At 65.7% G+C, this 20897-nt stretch carries 20 protein-coding genes; 4 read left to right on the top strand and 16 right to left on the bottom strand.

The features are described from left to right. Positions 1-11 precede the first annotated feature (11 nt). From VJ673_RS15670 to epsL, 15 genes are all read right to left on the bottom strand, one after another. Entirely contained in the window at positions 12-1427 is a 1416-nt protein-coding gene (locus VJ673_RS15670; RefSeq protein WP_324127065.1) for an MBOAT family O-acyltransferase, read from the bottom strand. Beyond that, complete coding sequence (locus VJ673_RS15665) at positions 1424-2458, bottom strand: SGNH/GDSL hydrolase family protein (RefSeq protein ID WP_324127064.1); 1035 nt, start codon at positions 2456-2458, stop codon at positions 1424-1426. Before VJ673_RS15665 ends, VJ673_RS15670 begins: the two co-directional genes overlap by 4 nt. A gap of 41 nt (positions 2459-2499) precedes the next feature. Then, a complete protein-coding gene (locus tag VJ673_RS15660) occupies positions 2500-3249 on the bottom strand; it encodes a WecB/TagA/CpsF family glycosyltransferase (RefSeq protein ID WP_324127063.1) in 750 nt (249 codons plus the stop codon). Continuing rightward, complete coding sequence (locus VJ673_RS15655) at positions 3246-4430, bottom strand: glycosyltransferase family 2 protein (RefSeq protein ID WP_324127062.1); 1185 nt, start codon at positions 4428-4430, stop codon at positions 3246-3248. The genes VJ673_RS15660 and VJ673_RS15655 overlap by 4 nt, the downstream gene beginning before the upstream one ends. Then, a complete protein-coding gene (locus tag VJ673_RS15650) occupies positions 4427-5632 on the bottom strand; it encodes a glycosyltransferase (RefSeq protein ID WP_324127061.1) in 1206 nt (401 codons plus the stop codon). Before VJ673_RS15650 ends, VJ673_RS15655 begins: the two co-directional genes overlap by 4 nt. Next, entirely contained in the window at positions 5629-6219 is a 591-nt protein-coding gene (locus tag VJ673_RS15645) for a serine acetyltransferase (protein ID WP_324127060.1), read from the bottom strand. Before VJ673_RS15645 ends, VJ673_RS15650 begins: the two co-directional genes overlap by 4 nt. 22 nt (positions 6220-6241) lie before the next feature. Further along, on the bottom strand, positions 6242-7660 hold the full coding sequence (locus VJ673_RS15640) for an Atrophin-1 multi-domain protein (protein WP_324127059.1): 1419 nt from the start codon (positions 7658-7660) through the stop codon (positions 6242-6244). After that, on the bottom strand, positions 7657-9057 hold the full coding sequence (locus VJ673_RS15635; RefSeq protein WP_324127058.1) for an O-antigen ligase family protein: 1401 nt from the start codon (positions 9055-9057) through the stop codon (positions 7657-7659). Before VJ673_RS15635 ends, VJ673_RS15640 begins: the two co-directional genes overlap by 4 nt. Position 9058: 1 nt before the next feature. Further along, positions 9059-10021, bottom strand: a complete 963-nt coding sequence (locus tag VJ673_RS15630) for a glycosyltransferase family 2 protein (RefSeq protein ID WP_324127057.1) — start codon at positions 10019-10021, stop codon at positions 9059-9061. Between the two features lie 3 nt (positions 10022-10024). Further along, positions 10025-10894 carry a chain length determinant protein tyrosine kinase EpsG gene (gene epsG, locus VJ673_RS15625; protein ID WP_324127056.1) on the bottom strand — a complete coding sequence of 290 codons (870 nt, stop codon included), beginning with the start codon at positions 10892-10894 and terminating at the stop codon, positions 10025-10027. A gap of 3 nt (positions 10895-10897) precedes the next feature. Then, a complete protein-coding gene (gene epsF, locus VJ673_RS15620) occupies positions 10898-12313 on the bottom strand; it encodes a chain length determinant protein EpsF (protein WP_324127055.1) in 1416 nt (471 codons plus the stop codon). Between the two features lie 13 nt (positions 12314-12326). Continuing rightward, positions 12327-13145 carry a polysaccharide export protein EpsE gene (gene epsE, locus VJ673_RS15615; RefSeq protein ID WP_324127054.1) on the bottom strand — a complete coding sequence of 273 codons (819 nt, stop codon included), beginning with the start codon at positions 13143-13145 and terminating at the stop codon, positions 12327-12329. A 17-nt stretch (positions 13146-13162) separates the two neighbouring features. Further along, positions 13163-14119 (bottom strand): EpsD family peptidyl-prolyl cis-trans isomerase, encoded by a 957-nt coding sequence (locus tag VJ673_RS15610; RefSeq protein WP_324127053.1) that lies wholly within the window; start codon positions 14117-14119, stop codon positions 13163-13165. A gap of 105 nt (positions 14120-14224) precedes the next feature. After that, the gene (locus VJ673_RS15605) at positions 14225-14692 is read right to left on the bottom strand and encodes a hypothetical protein (protein WP_324127052.1); all 468 of its coding nucleotides are present in this window, start codon (positions 14690-14692) and stop codon (positions 14225-14227) included. 331 nt (positions 14693-15023) lie between these two features. Continuing rightward, a complete protein-coding gene (gene epsL / locus VJ673_RS15600; protein WP_324127051.1) occupies positions 15024-16220 on the bottom strand; it encodes an XrtB/PEP-CTERM-associated polysaccharide biosynthesis outer membrane protein EpsL in 1197 nt (398 codons plus the stop codon). A 464-nt stretch (positions 16221-16684) separates the two neighbouring features. On the opposite strand from epsL, the gene VJ673_RS15595 reads away from it, so the two are divergent. The 4 genes from VJ673_RS15595 to VJ673_RS15580 all read left to right on the top strand — a co-directional run bounded on the left by VJ673_RS15595 (position 16685) and on the right by VJ673_RS15580 (position 19944). Next, the gene (locus VJ673_RS15595; protein WP_324127050.1) at positions 16685-18082 is read left to right on the top strand and encodes an undecaprenyl-phosphate glucose phosphotransferase; all 1398 of its coding nucleotides are present in this window, start codon (positions 16685-16687) and stop codon (positions 18080-18082) included. A gap of 114 nt (positions 18083-18196) precedes the next feature. Beyond that, entirely contained in the window at positions 18197-18958 is a 762-nt protein-coding gene (xth, locus tag VJ673_RS15590) for an exodeoxyribonuclease III (protein ID WP_324127049.1), read from the top strand. Between the two features lie 26 nt (positions 18959-18984). Continuing rightward, positions 18985-19656: a Crp/Fnr family transcriptional regulator gene (locus tag VJ673_RS15585; RefSeq protein ID WP_324127048.1), complete on the top strand. Its 672-nt coding sequence runs from the start codon at positions 18985-18987 to the stop codon at positions 19654-19656. 93 nt (positions 19657-19749) lie between these two features. After that, positions 19750-19944, top strand: a complete 195-nt coding sequence (locus VJ673_RS15580; RefSeq protein ID WP_324127047.1) for a YgaP family membrane protein — start codon at positions 19750-19752, stop codon at positions 19942-19944. Positions 19945-19992: 48 nt separating this feature from the next. Here VJ673_RS15580 and rsmA read toward each other — a convergent pair whose 3' ends face one another. After that, positions 19993-20772: a 16S rRNA (adenine(1518)-N(6)/adenine(1519)-N(6))-dimethyltransferase RsmA gene (gene rsmA / locus VJ673_RS15575; protein WP_324127046.1), complete on the bottom strand. Its 780-nt coding sequence runs from the start codon at positions 20770-20772 to the stop codon at positions 19993-19995. Positions 20773-20897 lie beyond the last annotated feature (125 nt).

The following is a 20897-nucleotide window of genomic DNA, read 5'->3' as shown; positions in this document are numbered from 1 at the left end:
TTTCCGCGCGCTTAGAACTTGAAGTAGATGAAGGCCGCCCCGCCCGGCGACAGCGCCGGCAAGACCAGCACAAGGGCGGCGAGCGCTCCTCCCTGCAGCAAAAGAGGTACCCGGAAATAGCCGCGCGAGGCCGCGTCGAAGAGGCGGGGCGGCAGGTAGTGCAGCAGGATCGCGAGGAGCAACGTGAGGACACCGACCGTCGTGAAGGGCGCGAGATCCGACACGGGCCGCAACATCGCGGACACGTAGGCACCGGCGCTCGCGAGGTCGGGCGCGCGGAACAGGATCCGGGACAGGGAGACGATCTGGAAAGTCAGCAAGATCGCGAGCACGCGGCCGAGACCGGTAGGTTCTTCGGCCAGCCCCTGCGCGCGACGGCGCCCGCGCCGCCAGCGGTCGAAGCACACGCAGCTGCCGTGGATCAGGCCGTAGACGACGAAATTCCATCCCGCGCCGTGCCACAGGCCGATCGCGACGAAGGTGATGTAGAGGTTGAGATAGACGTTGCCGCGCTTCGAGCCGCCGATGCCGAAATAGAGATAGTCGCGGAAGAAGCCCGACATCGTGATGTGCCAGCGTTGCCAGAAGTTCGAGACGCTGGTCGAGTGGTAGGGCCGGTTGAAGTTCTGCGGCAGCTCGAAACCGAGGAGCTTCGCGACGCCCCGCGCGATGTCAGTGTAGCCGGAGAGGTCCATGTAGATCTGGAAGCTGAACGCGTACACGGCGACGAGCAGGTAGAACGGTGAGTAATCGGCCGGCGACGCGAAAGCGGGGTTCACGAGCTGCACCGCGAGCACGTCGGCGAAGGCCATCTTCTTGATGAAGCCGCGCATCACCAGCACCAGGCCCTCCTCCGCGCGCTCGCCGCTATCCGGCAACGGGCTTTCGAGCTGGGGCATGAAGTCGCGCGCACGCGTGATCGGGCCGGACAGCACGGTCGGGAAGAAGGCCACGAAGAGGGCGAAATCGCGGAAGCTGCCCGAGGCGCGCTCGCGGCCGCGGTAGATGTCGAGCGTGTAGGAGAGGCTCTGGAAGGTGAAGAAGGAGATGCCGATCGGCAGCAGCAATTGCAGCGTGGGCAGATCGGCGCGCAGACCGAGCGATTCGAGCAGCATGGCGGCGCTGTCGATGAAGAAGTTCGCGTACTTGAAGTAGCCGAGCACGCCCAGCGACAGGATGAGCGCGAACGCGAGCCACCCCTTGCGGGAGCGTTGCGAGCGGCTTTCGTCGATCTTGCGGCCGGCGATGAAATTCACGCCACTCATGAAGGCGAGCAGCGCCGCATAGCGCCAGTCCCAGCACATGTAGAAGTAGTAGCTGGCGGCGAGCAGCAGGTTCTTGCGCAGGTCGAGGCGTGCGACGAACACCCGGTTCAGCGTGAACACGAGGGTGACGAAGAGCAGGAAGTGAAAGGACTGGAAGTTCATGACCGGTCAGGGCCGAGAAGGCCGACGCTGATGAGGAATCCGAAGATCGTGTCGGCGGCACGCCGTTCGCCGTCGGGCGAGAAGTGGCTGGCGTCGGCAAAGTAGCGCGCCCCGCCGGGGATCTGTGCATGCAGCGGCAGCACCGGAACGCCGAAACGGCGTCCAGCGTCCAGGATTTCGGCGTTGTGACGGTCGTAAAGGGTGTGCAGGCCGGAGAGGTCGAAACAGCGGTTGAAGTAGCGGGCCGTCTCCGACAGCCGCAACTGTTCCTCGATCGGCTGATCGTTGCGGTAAGCACGGGCGTTGGTCGCGAGCAGCAGCGGAACGTGGGCTTCGCGCACGGTCTCGATGAGTCGCTCGAGGCGGGCGCGATAGGGTGCGATGTCGATCGCGGCGGCGTCGCGCACCGATTTCGTGCCGGGCGGCGCCGCCCGCAGGAAGGCCGTCTGGCGTCTTATCGCATCGACCGACAGCAACCAGCCCGGAGCCGAAAGCAGCGGCAAGCCCTCCCGCGTCGAGGCAGGCGCGGGCGGCTCGGCGCAGTAGTCGGCAAAGTCGTTGAAACCGGGATAGACAATGATCAGGTCGGGCCGCAAAGGCAGCACGATCTTGCGCAGCATGCGCAGCTGGTCTTCGAGCCGGTAGCCAGAGATGCCGGCGTTGACGACCTCGACCTCGCGATTCGGATAGCGCTGACGCAGCCGTTGCGCGAGCAGCGCCGGAAAGGTCGTTTCGTTGTTGGGCGTGAGCTCGCCCATGACCGTAGAGGCGCCGACGACGGCAATGCGCAGGCTCCCGGGGGCGCGAGCGGGGAGGATTTCCGGGCTGCGCAGCCCGAGGCTGTTGCTGCGGATCTCGACGTCCTGCCCAGGGAACACGTGGCTCGGGCGCAGCAGCTTCAAGCCGGTCCGCATGTCCTCGACGTAGCGGGTCTCGCCGCGCACGGCGTTCAGCACGCTCTGGCCGAAGCGGAGCTGCGAGCGGATCTGCAGGCCCACTTCGAACGTGGCCAGGAGTAGTGCCGCGGTCAATGCGATCCTCCCGATGCGCCGACCCGGTCCCGACGCGCGAGTCATCGCGCCCCCGCTGTGCGGCAACGCCACGCCCTCAGCAGGAACAGGGGGTTGCCGATGACGTAACGATGGAACAGGCGCTTGGGCTCGCGCACCAGCCGGTAGACCCATTCGCCGCCAAGCCTGCGCACCCAGCGCGGCGCGCGCTCAACCTTGCCGCCGAGGAAATCCAGGATCGCGCCGCCGCAGACGATCAGCGGGGCGCACACGGCGGTCGACCGCATGAGGCCCGCGACCAGCTCCTGCTTGGGCATGCCCATGCCGAGCACGATCAGCTCGGGCCGCGTCTCGTGCACCTGCTCGCAGTAGTAGGCGGTGCTCTGGAAGCCGTTTTCGCAGGACACGACCTCCACGCCGAACTCCGCCTCGCATCGAGCGGCGGCAGCCGAGAGATAGGGTTCGGTCGTCCCCCACAGCGCAACGCGCCGGCCACGATAGGCGGCGAGGAGCTGCGGGATGAAGTCCGTGCCGTTCATGTTCAGGCCGGGCACACCGCCCAGCATGCGGTACAGCATCGCCATGCCGGAGCCGTCGCGCAGCAGCAGGTCGGCGTCGCACAGCGCCTTGTAGAAATCGTAGTCGCCGACCACCGAATTCATGGCGTGGGCATTGACGAAGGCGAGCATGCGCGCGCCCGGCCCCGCGGCCAGCTCTTCGGCAAGCGCAGCGGCCTCGGCCTCGCTGTCGACGGTGCGGATGCGATTCAGGACCTGTTCCCAGCGGGCATACAAGACCGTCGGCGCATTCACGATGCGTCCCTCCGCGAACGCACCCAATCGACCTGCCGGTGCCAGACGAAGCGCAGGTAGAGCGGGATCTTCGACAACGCGTAGAGCGGCGCGCGCGCAAGATCGCCGAACGAGACGATGCTGCGGCCGCAACCGATCCAGGCCAGCAGGACTGCTGCGGCGAGCAGCACCCCGCCGGCCGCGGCCATGCCGAACGGCTCGACCGGGCCGCCCGCGGCCGCCAGCGCAGTGGCCGCGACGAAGAGGGCGACGACCAGCAGCGTCAGCAACGCGAGCGGCGGCACGCACAGGTCGAGCACGAGCGCCGCGAGGCCCAGCCTGCCATGGACGAGCGCCGACCACAGCATGCGCGGCGCGTCGCTCGCGATCATCCCGAGGTGTCCGTGCTCCCAGCGCGTGCGCTGCGATCGACGTCCCTCCTCGGAGAGCGGGAAGACGCTCGTCACGAGCGCATCCGGGCAGAACAGCGGCGCCTTGCCGGCGCGGGCGAGGTCGAGCCCGAGCTTGAGGTCCTCGACGATATGGCCGCTCGCAAGCTCGGCATCGCGCAGCATCGGCCACGGGAAGGCCATGCCGCTGCCCATCAGCTGGCAGGGCAGACCGAGCCGCCGGTAACCGAGCGGGCGCAGATAGTTCTTCACCGCCCAGGCGAATTCCGCGATTCGCGTCTTGAGCCCGGCCGCCGCCTGCGCGCGCGTGAGGTAGAGCGCCTGCACCGGCCGCCCGCTTGCCGCGCACACACGTGCGAGGCGATCGATTGCGCCTTCGCCGACGTTGCAATCGGCGTCCACGATCATGACGACCTCGGGCGGCAGCGCTCCGAGGTAGCTCACGCCGAAATCGAGTGCATAGCCCTTGCCGCGCCGTTCCGGATCGTGCCGGACGACGGCCTCGGCGCCCGCCTCGCGCGCCTGCAGCGCGGTGTGGTCGTGACAGTTGTCCGCGACGACGACGATGCGATCCCCGTTGCCGAGCTGCGAGCGGATCCCCGACACGGTCGCGGCGATCGCGTGCTCTTCGTCGTGCGCCGGCACCAGTACGGCGACCCGCGGGCGCGGCGTGGAGGGCGCCGGCTGGGCGCGACGCCGCGGCAGCGCGACGAGGACCTGCAGCAACAGCAGCAGCACCGGCACGAGCAGCAGCAGGATCGCCGCCGCGAGGATCACGGCCAGAACACTCATGCGTGAGCCTCCTGGAAGTGGCGCGCGAGCTTGCCCGCTTCGGCATCGACGTCGTGCCGTTCGAGCACGCGCCGCCGGCCCGCTTCGCCCATGCGCTCGAGATCCGCCGAGGGGGTCGCCAGCACGGTTTCGAGCACGCTCACGAGCTTCTCGACCGAGCCCGCGGGGAAGAGCCAGCCGTTCTCCTGCGGTCGCACTAGCTCCGGAATGCCGGCGACGTAAGTCGTCGCGACCGGGCGCCGCAAGGCCAGCGCCTCCATGATCACCACCGGCAGGCCTTCGGAGAAACTCGGCAGCACCATCGCCCGCGCGGCGAGGATCTCCTCGCGGACCTGCTCGCCAGTGATCCAGCCGGTGATGCGGATCTTTCCTTCGAGCGCGTGGCGGACGATCTGGCGTTCGATCTCGCCGCGCAGTTCGCCGTCGCCGGCAAAGACCATCTCGAAGTCGATGTTCCGCGCCGCGAGCCGGGCCAGCGCCTCGACGAGGAGCAGATGGCCCTTCTCGCCGCACAGCCGCCCGACGCAGACGAGCCGCGGCGCCTTCGGCGACGGCGCCGGCGGGACCTCATGGAAGGCCGGCTCGACGCCGCAATGGACGACCTTCACGCGCGGCCAGTGGCGGTGCTCGACCCAGCGGAAGAGCTGGCTGCGGCCGAAAGAGCTGATTGCGACGACGAAGGCCGAGCGACGCACCTTCTCGCCCGTGCCGAGGAACTGCGGCTTGTCGAACTCCTCCGAGCCGTGAACGGTGAAGCTGTAAGGCAGCCCTGACAAGGTGCTGATCAGCATCGCGACCTCGGCCGGGTTCGTGCCGAAGTGCGCATGGATGTGCCGCGCACCGAAGGCACGCAAGGCCGGCAGCGCGTGACAGGCTTCGGCGAGATAGACCAGGTGATAAGGCAAGGGCCGCTCGGCGCGGCGCCCCATGGACAGCGCGAGGCGCAGTCCGGCGAGAAAACGCCGCGGCGAGCTTGCCGCCACGCGCACGACCGAGGCGACCAGCGGTGCGATGCCGTGGCGCAGCAGATACGTCGTGCGCGTGCGCTCGCGTCCGTCCTCGGGGTCCAGCAACTCGGCGTCCCAGCCGCGTACGGCGATGCGCAGCACGTCGAAGCCCTGCCGCTCCAGCGCGAGGATCTCGCGCCGGATGAAACTGTGACTCACCTTCGGGTACTGGTTGATCAGGTAAGCGATCTTCAACGTCTGCTCTCCACGGCTAAATCCAGTTCGTTCATGTGTCCCATCGCCTTGCGCATGAACGGCGTCGCTACGCTAGTGGTCCCGCCGACGATGCGCGCCGGGTTTCCGACCGCGGTCGCCCCGTCCGGCACATCGCACAGCACGACCGACATCGCGCCGATCCGGCAGCCGTTGCCGATGCGCACGCCGCCCAGGACCTGCGCATAGGCACCGAACTCGACGTCGTCGCCGACCACCGGCACCGGGCCGCCCTCGTCGCGATTGCCGATCGTCACCCCCTGGCGCAACGTGCAGTTGCGGCCGAGCACCGCATCGGGATGGACGAAGACCCCGCCGAAATGCCAGATCCGTAATCCGCCGCCGATCGCCGCGCTCTTCGGCAAGCTGATGCCGACCGCCGTCTCGACGAGCCGGAAGGCGAACCAGTAGAACGCGCCCATCAGGCGCGTCAGACGGCCCGGGCAGCGTGCATCGAGGCGCCGGCCGAAGCGATACACGGCCACCGCCCAGATCGACTGCTCCTTCAGAAATGGGCGACGCAGGCCATAGCGGCGCAGATCGTCCGCCCAGTCGGAATCAGGACTCATCGCTGCCCGCACTCCCCCTCGCCTACTGGACGACCCGCAGCAACTCGCCTGCTGCAGATGAGCCGTCCCCTACCCCGCTGGTCGCGGTGAGCACGAGATTCACGTTGCCCGCCGGCCACGCGAAATCCGCCGTCTGGCCGTTGGCGAGATCCTTGCTGTCGAAGAGCAGCGCACCGGTGGAACGGCTGAGCAGTTTCATGCGCAGCAGCGCCCCGCCCGTCGTGACCGCGCGGAAACGGTAGGGCTGGCCGGCCGCCGGAAGCGCCCAGAGCACCGAATGCAGACCACGATTCGTCGTGTTGACTGCCACCGACGGCGTCGCCGTCGCCGGGAACGCCACCGCCTGCTGCCAGGTGTCATAGGCACCGGGCACCGTGCCGCTCTTCAGGGTCCACGTCCCGCGCATCGACAACCGGTTCAAGTTGAAATCGGGGGTGTAGGATTGCTCGGCGCCGTCGAGCCAGCCGTCGACTGAGACGACTTGGCGCAGCGCGACTCGGATCCGCTCGAGGTCCGCCGCGGCCGTACTGTTCCAGCCCCCCTTATTCAGGTTGAAGCCCGAACCGTTCTCGACGTAGATCACATACGGCGTACCGCTATTCCGATCCACAACGTATGCGCCGTAGGTCTTCAGCGTTTCGGCCACCTTGCGCAATGCGGCGGTGTTGATCGTGCGCACGTCGAAGCTTGGCGGCAGCATCACGAGCGAGCCTTCGGGGATCTGACCGGTATTCGTCGAGGCCGCATTGCTGTCGGCAGCGGTCGCCGGCGCGACATAGGTCGGATTCGGCGCCAGGCCGCTGTAGGTCAGCGACATCGCAAGCGCGTGGTTGTACATCGTCTGACCGTCGTTGATCTCATGCTTGCGCATCAACCCGCCGGATGTCGCCACGCCCACCGCGCGAGCGCCCTGCATGTAATGCGCGGGCGTGCCCCAGCCGCGTCCGTCGATGCGCGTCCAGGCATACTGCTTCGCAACCCACTGGCCGGTGGTGTTCTGCGAGAGGCGGTAGAAGGAATGGATGATCCCGGTCGTTGGATCGACAACGTCGGCATGGCCGTCGGCAGCCGACGCCGGCACGACGTCGATCGGCCAGTGCGGGATCGTGATCGACGGGTAGTAGGTTTCCGCATCCGGATCCCAAACGCCCTTGCTGTTGTCCGGCCCGACGATCGTGACCGGCGGGTCGTTGGGCTCCGCGAGGAACATGCCCGTCGACCAGGCCCCTTCCGCCACCGCCGGGTAGTAGCTCGCCTTGGGGATCACGAAGGACGAGAACTGCGGGTTCACCGGACGGCTGTTCCACGGCGAATTCGCCGAGAAGGGCGTCAGGTAGCTGCCCCACTGCGGTTGCGCCGCGGCCTCGACCGCGACCAATGCGAGCGCGATTCCGAGTAGCGCGCCCCACCTTAGCCCCGATTCATGGATGTTGCCGTTCATGGCTTGTCTCCTTCCACTTGTACCGTCCCGCTCTCCGCCTCCGGCCGCCGCAGCGCGACTGCGCAACCGGCTCCGAGTACGAACCAGACGTACCAATTGAAGGCGAGATACGAGAGGATGTTGTCCGACGCTGAAATGATCAGATACTCGACGATCAGCGCGATCGCGACGAACGCGCCGAGCCGGTCTGCCGCCGCCATGCGCCTGAGCGTGCCGATCAGCCGGACGACGAGCCAGCCGAAGGCAGCCAGGCCGATCGCGCCCAGTTCGAACACGATCTGCACATAGATGTTGTGGGCGCCGAAATTCGTCTCGCCCGCGTAGGGGAAGAAGGTCGTCACGTAATACTTGAAGGCCCCGAGCCCGTAGCCCATCGGCAGGTTCGACGCGTGGATCCAGCGCAGCCCGTACTCCCAGAGCTGCATCCGCCACGCGAAGGAATTGAGCTTCGCGTACTGGTACACCTCGTTGCCGCTGCCCAGGTCGAGAATGCGCTCGCGCACATGGGGCACGAGCAGGGCCAGGAAGGGCACCAGGAACAGATAGACGAGGTAGCGCCGCTCGAACATCAGCGCGTACAGCGCAAAGATCGCGAAGCAGGCCACCCACGCGCTGCGCGTCTGCGTCAGCAACAGCAGGCCCAGCAGGTAGGGCACGTAGACCATCAGCAGCACGCGGCGCACGCCCGACAAGGCCATCAGCGGGCTCTTCAGCGCATAGAGCGACACCAGCAGCACCAGCGTCAGGTAGAAGGCCAGGATGTTCGGATGGCTGAAGGTGCTCCTCAGCCGAAACTCGTGCAGATTGCCGCCCGCGTTCAGCGCGACATCGACGAGCGCATAGGCCGCCGGCAGCAGCGAAGACAGCAGCACGATCTTCACGCACACCTTGAAGTCGCGCTCGTCCTTCACGAAGTAGAAGGCGCTGACGAAGACCGCGAAGTAGGACACCAGCGCCAGGAAGTCGCGTGCCGCCTCGCCGTGGTCGGGGGCGGTCACCACGCCGATGAGCGCCGCGAGCAGGAATCCGATCCACGCCGGCGCGAGCCGCCGCGGGAAGCGCTCGGGCCGCGCGGCCACGAGCAGCATCGCGATCAGGATGACGAAAATATTCACCAGCCCGCCGAAGCCGATCGACAGCCCGCCGGCCGTGATGCGCGTCTCCTCGAAGACGAGGTCGGCCGCGGCGCGGAACAGCAGCACCAGCGCGAGCAGCAAAGTGCGGTCAAGCAGGAAGATGAAGCCCAGCACCAGCAAGGCCGGCAGCGCGAGCAGACGCACGGCGCTCTCGGACATCGCGTCCGCGTAGAGCGGCAGCGCGACCCCGAGCGCGAGCGCGACCAAGAGCGCGCCGCCGATCAATACCGCAGGAGGGGAGGACTGCATCTCGCCGCGCATGTCAGTAACCGAATTGCCGGGTCACGTTGCGCTTGGCGGCTCGCGCCATCGCCCGCGCACACACTCCAAGGCCCCACAGGTCGCGCCGCAGCCCGACGATGCGGCAACCGAGACGCCACACGTCGCCGAAGGACCCGGCCGACGCGAAGACATCGAGGAAGCCCCTCAGCGCCTGCACCGCGAGATCCTGCGGAAGGCGCGCGTATTCCGCGGCGAACTTCTCCAGCATGCGCCGATGTCCCTGCACCAGCGCCCGCGGGTTCGCCGAGATGCGGTGACGGTCGCGACCGTTGTGGAGGTAATAGACGAGGTACTCGTCCACGCAGCAGATCTTCGTCACGCGCCCGAGACGGATCGACAAGTCCCAGTCCTGGCAGCTCTGCAGCTTCTCGTCGAGCCCGCCGACCTCCTCGAAGAGGTCGCGTCTCACGACGATGCTCGAGAAGGTGCCGACGAAATTCGATACCAGCAGCGAGTCACTCACCGAGCCGTTCAAGGTATGGTCCGAACGCGACACTTCGTGGCCCGCCTGGTCGCGGCCGATGAACCACGTGTAGGCGACGCCGTATTCCGGGCCGCACTCGCCGAGCCACGCGATCTGCCGTTCGAGCTTGCGCGGCGCCCAGGTGTCGTCGCTGTCGAGAAACGCGATGTAGTCGCCGGTCGCGACGCGCACGCCGGTATTGCGTGCTGCCGCCCCGCCCCGGTTCTGCGGATGGGCCACGTAGCGGATGCGCGGATCGCCGATCGCCGCGACGCGGGCGCAGGTGTCGTCGCCCGACGCATCGTCGACGACCACGATCTCGAAATTCTGCAGCGTCTGCGCGAGCACGCTTTCGATGCAGGCCCGTATCGTATGCCCCCGGTTGTAAGTCGGGATCACGACCGAGACGAGCGGGCGCGGCTGCGCCGACGCCTTCGCCTGCGCGAGGAGGATTTCCGGATCATCGATCATGCGGGTCATGATTCAGTCCCCGTTAATCACCGAACCCGCGAGCCCCACGCCCGCCTCGTTCAGTCGGCGCGCATAGCGGCGCACGGAGGCGACGCGGCTCACATGGGGACGGGCGACCATCAGCACGCCCTTGGCACGGACGGCGACCATCATGCCGTCGGCGCAGTCCTCGCCGGCTGGCGTGTCAATGATGATGACGTCGAAGGAGGCCGCGTACTGATGCAGGAGCATGCCCAGCGACGGCCGCGCGAGCAGTTCCTGCGGATTCGGCGGCAGCACTCCGGCGGGCAGCACGGCGAGCATGCGCAGGTCGGGCAGCCAGCGGATCGCGTCGGGCACAGCGCGGCCGTGCAACAGCGAGGACAGGCCGCTGCGGTTGTCGACACCGAAGAGCTTGTGCTGGGCCGGCCGGCGCAGGTCGGCATCGACCAGCAGCGTGCGCTCCCCGAGCTGCGCGAACATCACGGCGAGGTTCGCCGCCATCCACGACCGCCCCTCGCCCGGCTGCGCGCTGACCACCGCCAGCATCTTGCGCCCGGCCTGCGGGTTGAACCAGCGCAACATGAGCTGGCTGCGCAGCGCGCGCAAGGCTTCCGACTGCGCGCAAAAAGGACTGTAGGCCGCCACGACGCTCATCGAGACGTTGCTCTTGCCGCGCTGCAGATACGGATAGTCGAACTGGCGCGCCATTGCGTAGTCGATGTCCGTCGTCGTGACGACGCCCAGCTGGAGCGCCGCATCGCCGAAGCGCAGGCCCTTTTCCCGCTGCAGGCGCAGGATTTGTTCGTTCTCGTCCGCCCGCAATCGCCCGGCGGCCATCAGGATCGCCCCGATCGGTTGCTCGCCGGACACATTCACAGCGGAAGTGAGGGGTGCATTCATGAATCAATAACCTCCTGTTGTGCGCCCGAGCAGCCGGGGCCGGAACAGCAGCGCACGGACCTCCTGTGCATCTCCGAACCGGCCGCCGGGCACGCGCCCGAGCAGCGGCACGCCAGGCAAGGTGATGAGGTCGGCCTCGCTGCGCACGCGCTGATCGACCAGTTCGAGCAGCAGCGCCGTCCCCGTACCGAGGATGAGTCCCACGACCATCGCCAGCGCGAGCTTCACCAGCAGCCGCGGGCCCGTGGGCCAGATCGGCGCCACCGCGGGCGAAAGGACTGCAATGTTCGTCTGCTGGGTCTGGCTTTCGAGGTTGGTCGCCGACAAGCGCTGCGCCACCTGGTCGTAGGCTTTCTGGGCGCTTTCCACATCGCGCTGCAGGACCGCGATCTGGTCGCGGTGCGCCTTGAGCTGCAGCACCTTCGCCTTCTGCGCCTCAACCGCCGCGGCGATCTCGCCTTCGCGCGCCGCATTGACGCGGTTGGCGGTGCCGAGCGACGCGGCGATGCGCTGCGTCTCGGTCGACACGCGCTGGCGCATCGAAGCGATCATCGCTTGCATGCGGCCGACTTCCGGGTGATTGGGGCCGAGCCGTCCGCGCAACTGCTCGAGTTCCCCTTCACGGCGTGCGAGCTCGCTCTTCAAATTCGCGATCAGCGGGTTCTGCATCACCTCCGGAAGAGCCTCGCCCCCACCGGCCTGGCTTTGCCGCGACTGGCTTTCCGCGCGCTGCCCCTGCACCGCCACGAGCTGGCTCGACAACTCCGCGAGCCGCGCGGTCTCGACGTCGATCCCGCCCTCGGGGATGATGATGTGATGTTCCTGCTCGTAGTCGGACAAGCGCTTCTGCGCCGCTTCGAGCTCATCGCGCAGCCCCTTCGTGCGCTCGTTGAACCAGCCCGCGAACTGCCGCGCCGGATCCACCTTCAGCGCCACCGACGTCTCCATGTAGGCCTGCGCGAAGGCGTTCGCGACGCTCGCCGCGAAGCCGGGGTCGTAGCCGGTGTAGCTCACGTTGATCACGTTGCTGTCGCGCGACGGCTTCACGTCGAGCTTCCCCTGCAACGCCGAGGCGATCCACACCTTGATGTCACCGGCGCCGTCCGTCTCCTCCTGCCACAGGTCCTGGAATTTCTGCATCCTGTCGAGACCGAGGATCTCCACGACGCGCAACGCGACGCGGTCCGAATCGATGATGTCGGCCTGGGTCGAGATGTAGCCCGCGATCATCTGCGACGGCAGCAGGCTGCCGATGATCGGGTCGGCGAACTTCGCATCCACGACCAGGGCGACATTGGCCGAATACTTCTTCGGCAACAGCAGCCCCGCCGCAAGCGCGGCCACGAGGACCACGAAGGCGATCGTGCCGATCAGCCTCAGGCGCGCGCGCAGGACGCGCAAAACTTGTCCGAAATTCATGTCACGCCCCGCCTCAGAAGAGGCTTTCCTTCACGTAGATGATGTCGTCGGGACGCAGCCGGTCGTCGAGCGAAGGCTCGAGCACCTTCAGGCTGCCATCCGGCTCGCGACGATGGACACGCAGCCCGCGCACCGTGCCGCGCAGCGTCGTGCCACCGCCCGTCGCCAGCCCCTGCATCACCGTCATGTTGCGGTCGAGCTTGAAGGCGCCCGGCTTCTGCACCTCGCCGTAGATGTAGAACACGTCGGCGCGGCGCACGTAGATCACGTCGCCCGGCGCGAGCAGTACATCGGCATCGGACTCGCCGCGCTGGAACAACGTCGGCAGATCGAGCTCCTGCCGCACGCGCTGGCCGTCGCGCAGCCCCACCAACACCACCACGTCGTCGCCGTCCTCGGCCACACCCCCGGCGCTCGCCACCATATCCGTCACGCGCGTGTTGAAGGTGTCGAGCGGATAGCGCCCGGGCTTATTCACATGCCCCAGCACCGCGACCTGATTTCCCCGCACCTGGATCGGCAACACCGTCACCTGCGGCTTCACGACGAAACCACCCTTGCCCAGCCGCTCGGCGATCATCGCCTCCGCATCCGACACCGTCCGCCCGCCCAAGGGCACGCTCCCGATCAACGGAAAAGTCAGCGCCCCGTTTTCCGAGACCCGCCCCTCGGTCGTCAGGTCCTGGTTCTGGAAGACCGTGATGCGCACGATGTCGCCCGGCCCGAGCACATATTCGCGCACCCTGTCGGCGGCGAAGCCTGGAGCGGCCCATGCGCATACGCAGGCCAAGAGCATCAGGATCCGGATTCGAAGCAGTGTCGACCTTGGCATTTGGGTCTTCCTCGTCATTAATGGTTAAGGGATGCGGCGTCCGGAGCGGCCACCGTCTCGGGGACGGCCGCATCGGTCGGAGAAGTCGGAGCGGGAGCGGCTGCCAAGCCGCGCGCCCCATCGACTGAGGCGACGCCCTTGGTCTCGGCGGGCCGCACGCCCTTGGCCGGATACTCGATACGAGCCCGCCCGCGCAGGCGCTCGACCTCAGCCTTCGCGAGCGCCACCTTGCGGGCATTGATCAGGTAGCGTTCGATCATCGGCCGCGCGCTGGTCTCATTGAGGGGCGCAGTGCGCGAGGCAGCGAGCCGGACGAGCAAGGCACCGCCCGGAGTCTGCGTCAGCACCATCTGGCCGTCCTTCATGCGGGCAAACCCCTTCAGGCTGTCGAACGGCAGCTGTTCGGCCGGCGTCACCGAGTTCGTTAGGCGGAAGACGATCCGTTCCCCCGTCAGCCAGTCCGTCACCTCCTGCAGGCTCGCCGTCGGCCGCGCAAGAGCCCGCAGCTCCTCGAAGCGCCCCGCCGGCAAATCGATTTCCACCTCTTCCAGGCTGTAGATCCGCCGCTTCGCGAACAACTCGGGATGCGCCGCATAGAACGCCGCGACCTCCTTCGCAGTCGGAGGAGAAATCTGTTCGGTCACCTGCTCCAGGTAAGCGCGCGCCAGGATCTCGCGCTGGGCCGCCTCGAAGGATTTCAATACGCGGGGGTCCCGATCGAGATTGCGCTCGCGCGCCTGCTGCACCATCAACTCCTGATCGATCAAGCGCTCCAACACCGCGCCGTCCTCGCTTCCGGGGGGCGCACCATTGGCCACCATCGAATTCAATTCGTTTGCCTGAATTTCTTGTTCGTTCACTTTTGCGACGATCTCGAATGCGGGCTTGCCGTCGGCCTCGCCCTTGCTGCATGCGGAGAGCACGACGATCGCAAGCAAACCAACCGGGAATGCGAAACGTACGGCCAATGCCATTGATTTATCCGAAGCGATGCGGGAATTGAGGTCGTTAAATCGCCACCACCGGCACCCCGTGCAGGTGCACCTGGCTGCGACTACCGAGTGGAATTGGCGAGCTAACTAGAGAAAGCCCGGCGAATGCGAGAAACGTGACAAGGCAGCGATTCTCTGCCGGACAATGAGTCCGAAAAGTCCCAAGCCTGCCAACAAGAGCGAATAAAGACGGGGCTCGCCCCCGCGGCTTTCACCGACCGAGAAACTGAGCGCCACGCCTTCGGCAAAAGACCGCGGCAGTTCCTCCTGTGCCAGCGCCGCGATGGTGACCGCACTATCGCCGATGCCGTCCGCCGGCCCTTCCAGGCCGCCTGCCGCCTCCACGACCCCGCGCTGCGCTCCGGCGAAGGTGCCAGTGAAGCCCATCACACTCGTCGCGAGGAACGATGGCGTGCCGATCAATGCCATGGCCTTGTCTTCGTAGCGGATCGTCATGTTATCGCCCGCCAGCGTGATCGTTGTTGCGTTCGCCGCGGGAACCGCGGCCCCCAGACAGGCCGATAGAACGGCACACTTTCCGGTAATGAAAGACATGAGCACAACCTCTCTCTGCGCACGCAAATCTCTCCCGCGTGCAATCCGGGGCGTAATCCGAGCGATACGACCTCTTTGTTTGATGGCGCTGTTTTCGAGCAGAAACGGCTTATATTGCTCTGCAACCTAGCAAGCTGGAGTTGCTAGATCAACGTCTCTTAATTTAATTTTCAATTCGAAATAGAGTCGTTGCGTCATTAATTGGCTGCAACAGCCTTAATAATAAGGTCATTTTGATTCGGAATACTGTCGATTGAGTAACAAGCCATAACGAGAACCACGATAAAGATCGTCACGATATTTCATGACCTTCGTTCCCGAAAATCACGAACTAGAATTCAAAATTAGCGACAAAGTCGACGACGTTGGCCGAATAGCCCCTAGCCGAATCCGAACCCTGCCGTGCCTGGTGCTGCACGTTCAGCAAAAAGCTCAGCGCCCGCATCGGCCGATATTCCGCGAACAGTCCATAGCGATAACTGCGATCCGTCGGTCTGGGCCGCGTTGAAACAGCACCGAGTTCAGGATCGCCGCGAAAGTCCCGTCGCCGCCACTCGAGTCCGGCCCCCACGGCCACCTTGTCACTGATCGCCCAGCGGGGCGTCAGCGTCACCGCCTCCGTCACCGCGAAGTTTGCCGCGACATCCTGCTGCGCCCCGATCTCGCGCCTCACGCTGAGGGCCAGTGAGGACTTCGCGGTCGCATTCCACAGCACCCCGATCCGTCCAATCGTGCCGCTGAAGTCGCGCTCCGGCGCCAGTCGATACTCGACGCGAGTCCGGCCGATAAAGCCGGAAAGGTGCGTCGCGCCAGTGATTTGCCACTCGCCCGCGAGCCGGACCTCCCGCTGCCGGTAGTCGCGGATGGACCCTGCCACCGCCGGACGGTTGGGGTACAAGCCATCCGTGTCCCGCAGGGTCAGCACCGCGCGATTGCCGGTCGCTGGTCGGTACGTCAGGTTCACGTCGACAGTGTCGGTATCGAACTCGCCTGAGGATTGGCGCGGGTCGTCGAAACGGCTCGTCGCCCGCGTGAAACCTGCCCCCGTGGCCCAGCTCGGATGCCACCAAAAGTCCGCGCTCGCGTGCGAGCGGACGTAGGTATTCAAGCTCTGCGTCGTGCCGCTCACCTCGTCAAAGCCGAGCAGACTTTCGCGATAGGCGTGGCTCAGATCCCCGCTCCAGCGATTTCCCAATTGCCATTCCCACGCGAATTTCGCGTCCGGGCTGTCATGGTTCAAATTGCTATGAACCGAAAATCGCTCACTCAATAGATTCACGTCGGCGAGAAGATGCTGCCGACCGTAAATCCGGTCGAACTTCATCCCCACGCTCGTCTCGCTCACGGTGTCGTATTGCTTGCCCTCTGGTGCTGTCTTTTCGTCCGCGAGCCGATATAGATTGCTTTCATAACGGAAGCCTTGCCCGATATGAAAATTAAATGCATCCCCTTCGTCGGCGCGGGCTCCGTCAACGAGCCCCATCAGTGACAGGGAAATGACTCCAAGAACTGGCGTTGAACGCTTCATGCCTGGACCTTTATTTGTGTCGGGAGAGTCTAGTGGAAATGGACGGGGCAAAAGGGAAGCTTGTAAGCACATTAAAAAGGTAGATCCTTCCTGAAAGCCGGTAGCCGCCGCCTACGGTATTACCCTCATCAAACGGCATCCAGCCGTGGGAGGGGAGAGAAATAGACGCGCATCACATTGATTCTTTTAACTTTATAAAAATTTCACGCTCTTATGGAGAAAGCGACCGCGGCCGACGAAATGGAATATGCCAAGACCGGGCAAGCCAATTGCAAGAAGATGTTTTATTACAAAGCCACGGGGACTCCTTCGGTCAGTCCGTACCATATGCGTCAATTGATTCTCCTGCCCGATTCTCCTGCCCGATTCTCCTGCCCGATCGCCGCCGACGGGTACGGTAGGTCCATCGGGATCGCCAATTGCAACCGCACGCTGCATCGCGACACCTAAAAACTTTATAAATCATGCAAGCAACGCTGGAAAGTCGAGACAACCTACTGCGCGGCACGTTTACGCTGGCCGGGATTGCAGAAGCCTTTATCGATCCGATTATCATCGTCGCCGTCTTCTATGGCAGTGCCGCCTGGCACGGCGAACGCCTGTTGAGTCCGCCCTACCTCGTCGCGGGCGCACTGGCGTTTTCGCTGACATTCCCGGGGAATATCGGGCTTCACGAGAACGTTCATTCCGCCACGCGCAAGGTCGTGAAGAACTGGCTGCTCTTTGTCGCGATTGCCGGTGCCTTCGGCTACGCGAGCGGCTATTTCCACTATTTTCCGCAAACCCTGCTCTTTAACTGGGCCACGCTCCCGCCGCTGGCGCTGATCGCCGCGCACGCTGCCACGCGCGCGGTGCTGCCGCAGTGGCTGGCCCGCAGCAACGCGCTGCGCAGCGCCGTCGTCGCCGGCGTCAACGATGTCGGCCTGCAACTCGTCCAACAGTTCGGCAGCCACCCCCACCTCGGCACGCGCGTCGTCGGCTTCTTCGACGACCGTCCGCCCGAACGCCTGCCCAAGACCGAGGGCCTGCCGCTTCTCGGCCGCATCGAGGAACTGGCCGACTTCGTCAAACGCCATCACATCGACGCGGTCTACCTCGCCCTGCCGATGGCGACGCAACCGCGCATCCTCGAACTGCTGGACCAATTCAAGGACACCACGGCGTCGATCTACTTCGTGCCCGACATCTTCGTCACCGACCTCATCCAGGGCCGCCTCGACAACCTCGGCGGCATGGCGGTGGTCGCCGTATGCGAGACGCCCTTCACCGGCATCAACCACGTCGTCAAGCGGCTCTCGGACATCGTGCTGTCGGTGCTGATCCTGATCCTGCTGACGCCGATGCTGCTCGCGGTCGCGATCGGCGTCAAAGTTTCGTCCCCCGGACCGGCGATCTTCAGACAGAAGCGCTATGGACTCGACGGCCGGGAGATCATGGTCTACAAGTTCCGCTCGATGCGCGTCTGCGAAAATGGCGGCGAGATCCGCCAGGCGACCCGCAACGACGAGCGCGTCACGCGCTTCGGCGCCTTCATCCGCAGGACCTCGCTCGACGAGCTGCCCCAGTTCATCAACGTCCTGCAGGGGCGCATGAGCATCGTCGGCCCACGCCCGCACGCCGTCGCCCACAACGAGATGTACCGCAAGCAGATCAAGGGCTACATGGTCCGCCACAAGGTCAAGCCGGGTATCACCGGTTGGGCGCAGGTGAACGGCTATCGCGGCGAAACCGAGACCGTCGAGAAGATGCGAAAGCGCATCGAGTACGACCTCGACTACCTGCGCAACTGGTCGCTCGGCCTCGACCTGCGGATCATCGCGCGCACGGCCCTGCTCGTCGTGAAGGACTGCAACGCGTATTGACCGCCGGGCGACGATGGCGGACAGCGGGCCGGCGCTGGCACAATGGCGGCCGCGACGCCGTGCGCACGACCGGCACGGCTCCGCGCCCTCCCTTCATCCCCGGATCCCCCACCCGTGAAGATTGCCACCTGGAACGTCAATTCGCTCAAGGTCCGCCTGCCGCACGTCCTCGACTGGCTTGCCTCCAATCGACCCGACGCGCTCTGCCTGCAGGAACTCAAGATGGAAGACAAGGCCTTCCCCCTCGGCGAACTCGAAGCGGCAGGCTACAAGGCCGTATTCAGCGGCCAGAAGACCTACAACGGCGTCGCCATCCTCAGCCCCGCCCCGCTCGAATCCGTCACCATCGGCATCCCCGGTTTCGTCGACGAGCAGAAGCGCGTCATCGCGGCGACCATCAACGGCGTGCGCGTCGTCAGCGCCTACTTTCCGAATGGCCAGGCCGTCGGATCGGAAAAATTCGAATACAAGATGCGCTGGATCGCGGCGCTCACCGACTGGCTGCGCGAGGAACTGCGCTCGCATGAACGGCTCGTGCTCGGCGGCGACTTCAACATCGCCCCTGAAGACCGCGACGCCCACCCTGATTGGAAGGACGAGATCCACGTCTCCCCGCAGGAGCGCGCAGCCTTCGCCGGCCTCACTGCCCTGGGCCTCACCGACGCCTTCCGCCTCTTCGAGCAGGCCGAGCGCAGCTTCTCCTGGTGGGACTACCGCATGGGCGCCTTCCGCCGCAACTTCGGCCTGCGCATCGACCACCTGCTGCTCTCGCCCGGCCTGCTCGGCCAGTGCAGCAGCTGCATCATCGACAAGACCCCACGCAAACTCGAACGCCCGTCGGACCACGCTCCGGTGATGATCGAACTCGCCTGCTGACCGGTCCGGCGTGGCATGATGAGGCCATGAGCCTCAACGTCACCGAGCTGGACCGCCTCGCGGCCCGCTACCCGATCATCGCCGGCCTGTCCGCGGACGCCCAGCGCCGGGTCCTCGCGACCGGGCGCTGGGCCAAGGTGCCTGCGGGCGCCATGCTCTTCGACGACCGCCAGGCCTGCGAAGGCTTCCCCTTCGTCCTTGAAGGCTCGGTGCGCGTCGTCAAGTGCGCACCCAATGGCCGCGAGCTGCCGCTCTATCGCGTCGCACCCGGCGAGACCTGCATCATCTCCTCGTCCTGCCTGCTCGGCCACGAGGACTACAACGCCCGCGGCATCGCCGAAGCCGACACGCTGCTGCTCCTGCTGCCGAAGGCGGAATTCGACACCCTGCTCGCGGAACCGGTGTTCCGCGGTTTCGTCTTCCACCTCTTCGCCGAGCGCATCGCCGACCTGATGCAACTCATCGAGGAAGTCGCCTTCCGCCGCCTCGACCAGCGCCTCGCCGCGCAACTGCTCGGCAAGGGCCGGCTGCTCCATGTCACGCATCAACAACTCGCCGACGAACTCGGCAGCGTGCGCGAGTTCGTCAGCCGCCTGCTGAAGGGCTTCGCCGCGCAAGGCCTGGTCCGCCTGTCACGCGAACAGATCGAGATCCTCGACCCGGCCAGCCTGCGCCGGATCGCAAGCGAAGGACGTTAGCGCCCGGATCGCTATGTAACCGAGGTTACAGACCCACGGACGCTCCGGTGCTCAAATAGGCTCACGTTTCAGTGAACCCAACCGGAGAAGACCATGAAATCCAACGTCGGCGGAATCGACAAGATCCTTCGCATCATCGCAGGCCTGCTGCTGATCACCCTCGCAGCCCTGGGCATGGGCACGCCCTGGACCTGGATCGGCGTCGTGCCCCTCGTGACCGGCCTGATGGGCTGGTGCCCGGCCTACACGCTCTTCGGCCTCAACACCTGTCCGTTGAAGAAAGCCTGAGCGGTCCCGCGCCAGAATGCAAAAAGCCGGGAGATCCCGGCTTTTTTCTTATTGCCCGCGCGCGCTGATGTGATTCGCGATCGCGACATACTCCGCGACCGAGAGCCGCTCACCGCGCAGCCCGGGATCAAGGCCGAGGGCCGCGAAGTCCTCCTCGCCGAGAAAATCGCGCAGCGTATTGCGCAGCGTCTTGCGACGCTGCCCGAAAGCCGCCGCGACGATGCGCTCCAGCAGCGCCTCGTCCTTCGCACCGAGCTCCGCCGGCGGCAGCGGAACCATTCGCACGATGCTCGAGGTCACCTTCGGCGCCGGCCGGAAGGCCCCCGGCGGCACATCGAAGAGCCGCGCCATGCGGAAGCGGTACTGCAGCATCACCGACAGGCGGCCGTAATCGTCGGTCCCCGGCTCCGCCACCATGCGCATCACGACCTCCTTCTGCAGCATGAAGGTCATATCGGCGACGTTTTCCGCGAAGCTCGCGAGATGAAAGAGCAAGGGCGTCGAGATGTTGTACGGCAAGTTGCCGACCACGCGCAGCGGTGCCCCGAGGGTGCCGAAATCGAACTTCAGCGCATCGCCTTCATGGATCGTCAGCCGCTCGGGCGTATAGCGCTCCTTCAGCCGCGCGATCAGATCGCGGTCGATCTCGACGACGTTCAGGTGCCCCAGCCGCTCGACCAGCGGATCCGTCATCGCGCCGAGTCCCGGCCCGATCTCGACCATCGTCTCGCCCGCCACGGGCCGGATCGCATCGATGATCTTGCGGATGATGTTCGGGTCGGACAGGAAATTCTGCCCGAAACGCTTACGGGCACGATGCTCAGTCATCACTCATCTCTATTGTATTAAGGCGCCCAGCGAAGCCATAAGCGGCATCGCTTGCACTCTGTAGTCCGCGCGATGGCGGCTTTCGGGCCGAGGCGTCCGCCCCGCGCCAACGAGGACCGGAAGCC

Source organism: Aromatoleum sp., from assembly GCF_035254505.1.
In the GTDB taxonomy this organism is placed as follows: domain Bacteria; phylum Pseudomonadota; class Gammaproteobacteria; order Burkholderiales; family Rhodocyclaceae; genus Aromatoleum.
The sequence above is the reverse complement of the archived record's forward strand: the minus strand, read 5'-3'. Positions and strand labels throughout refer to the sequence as shown.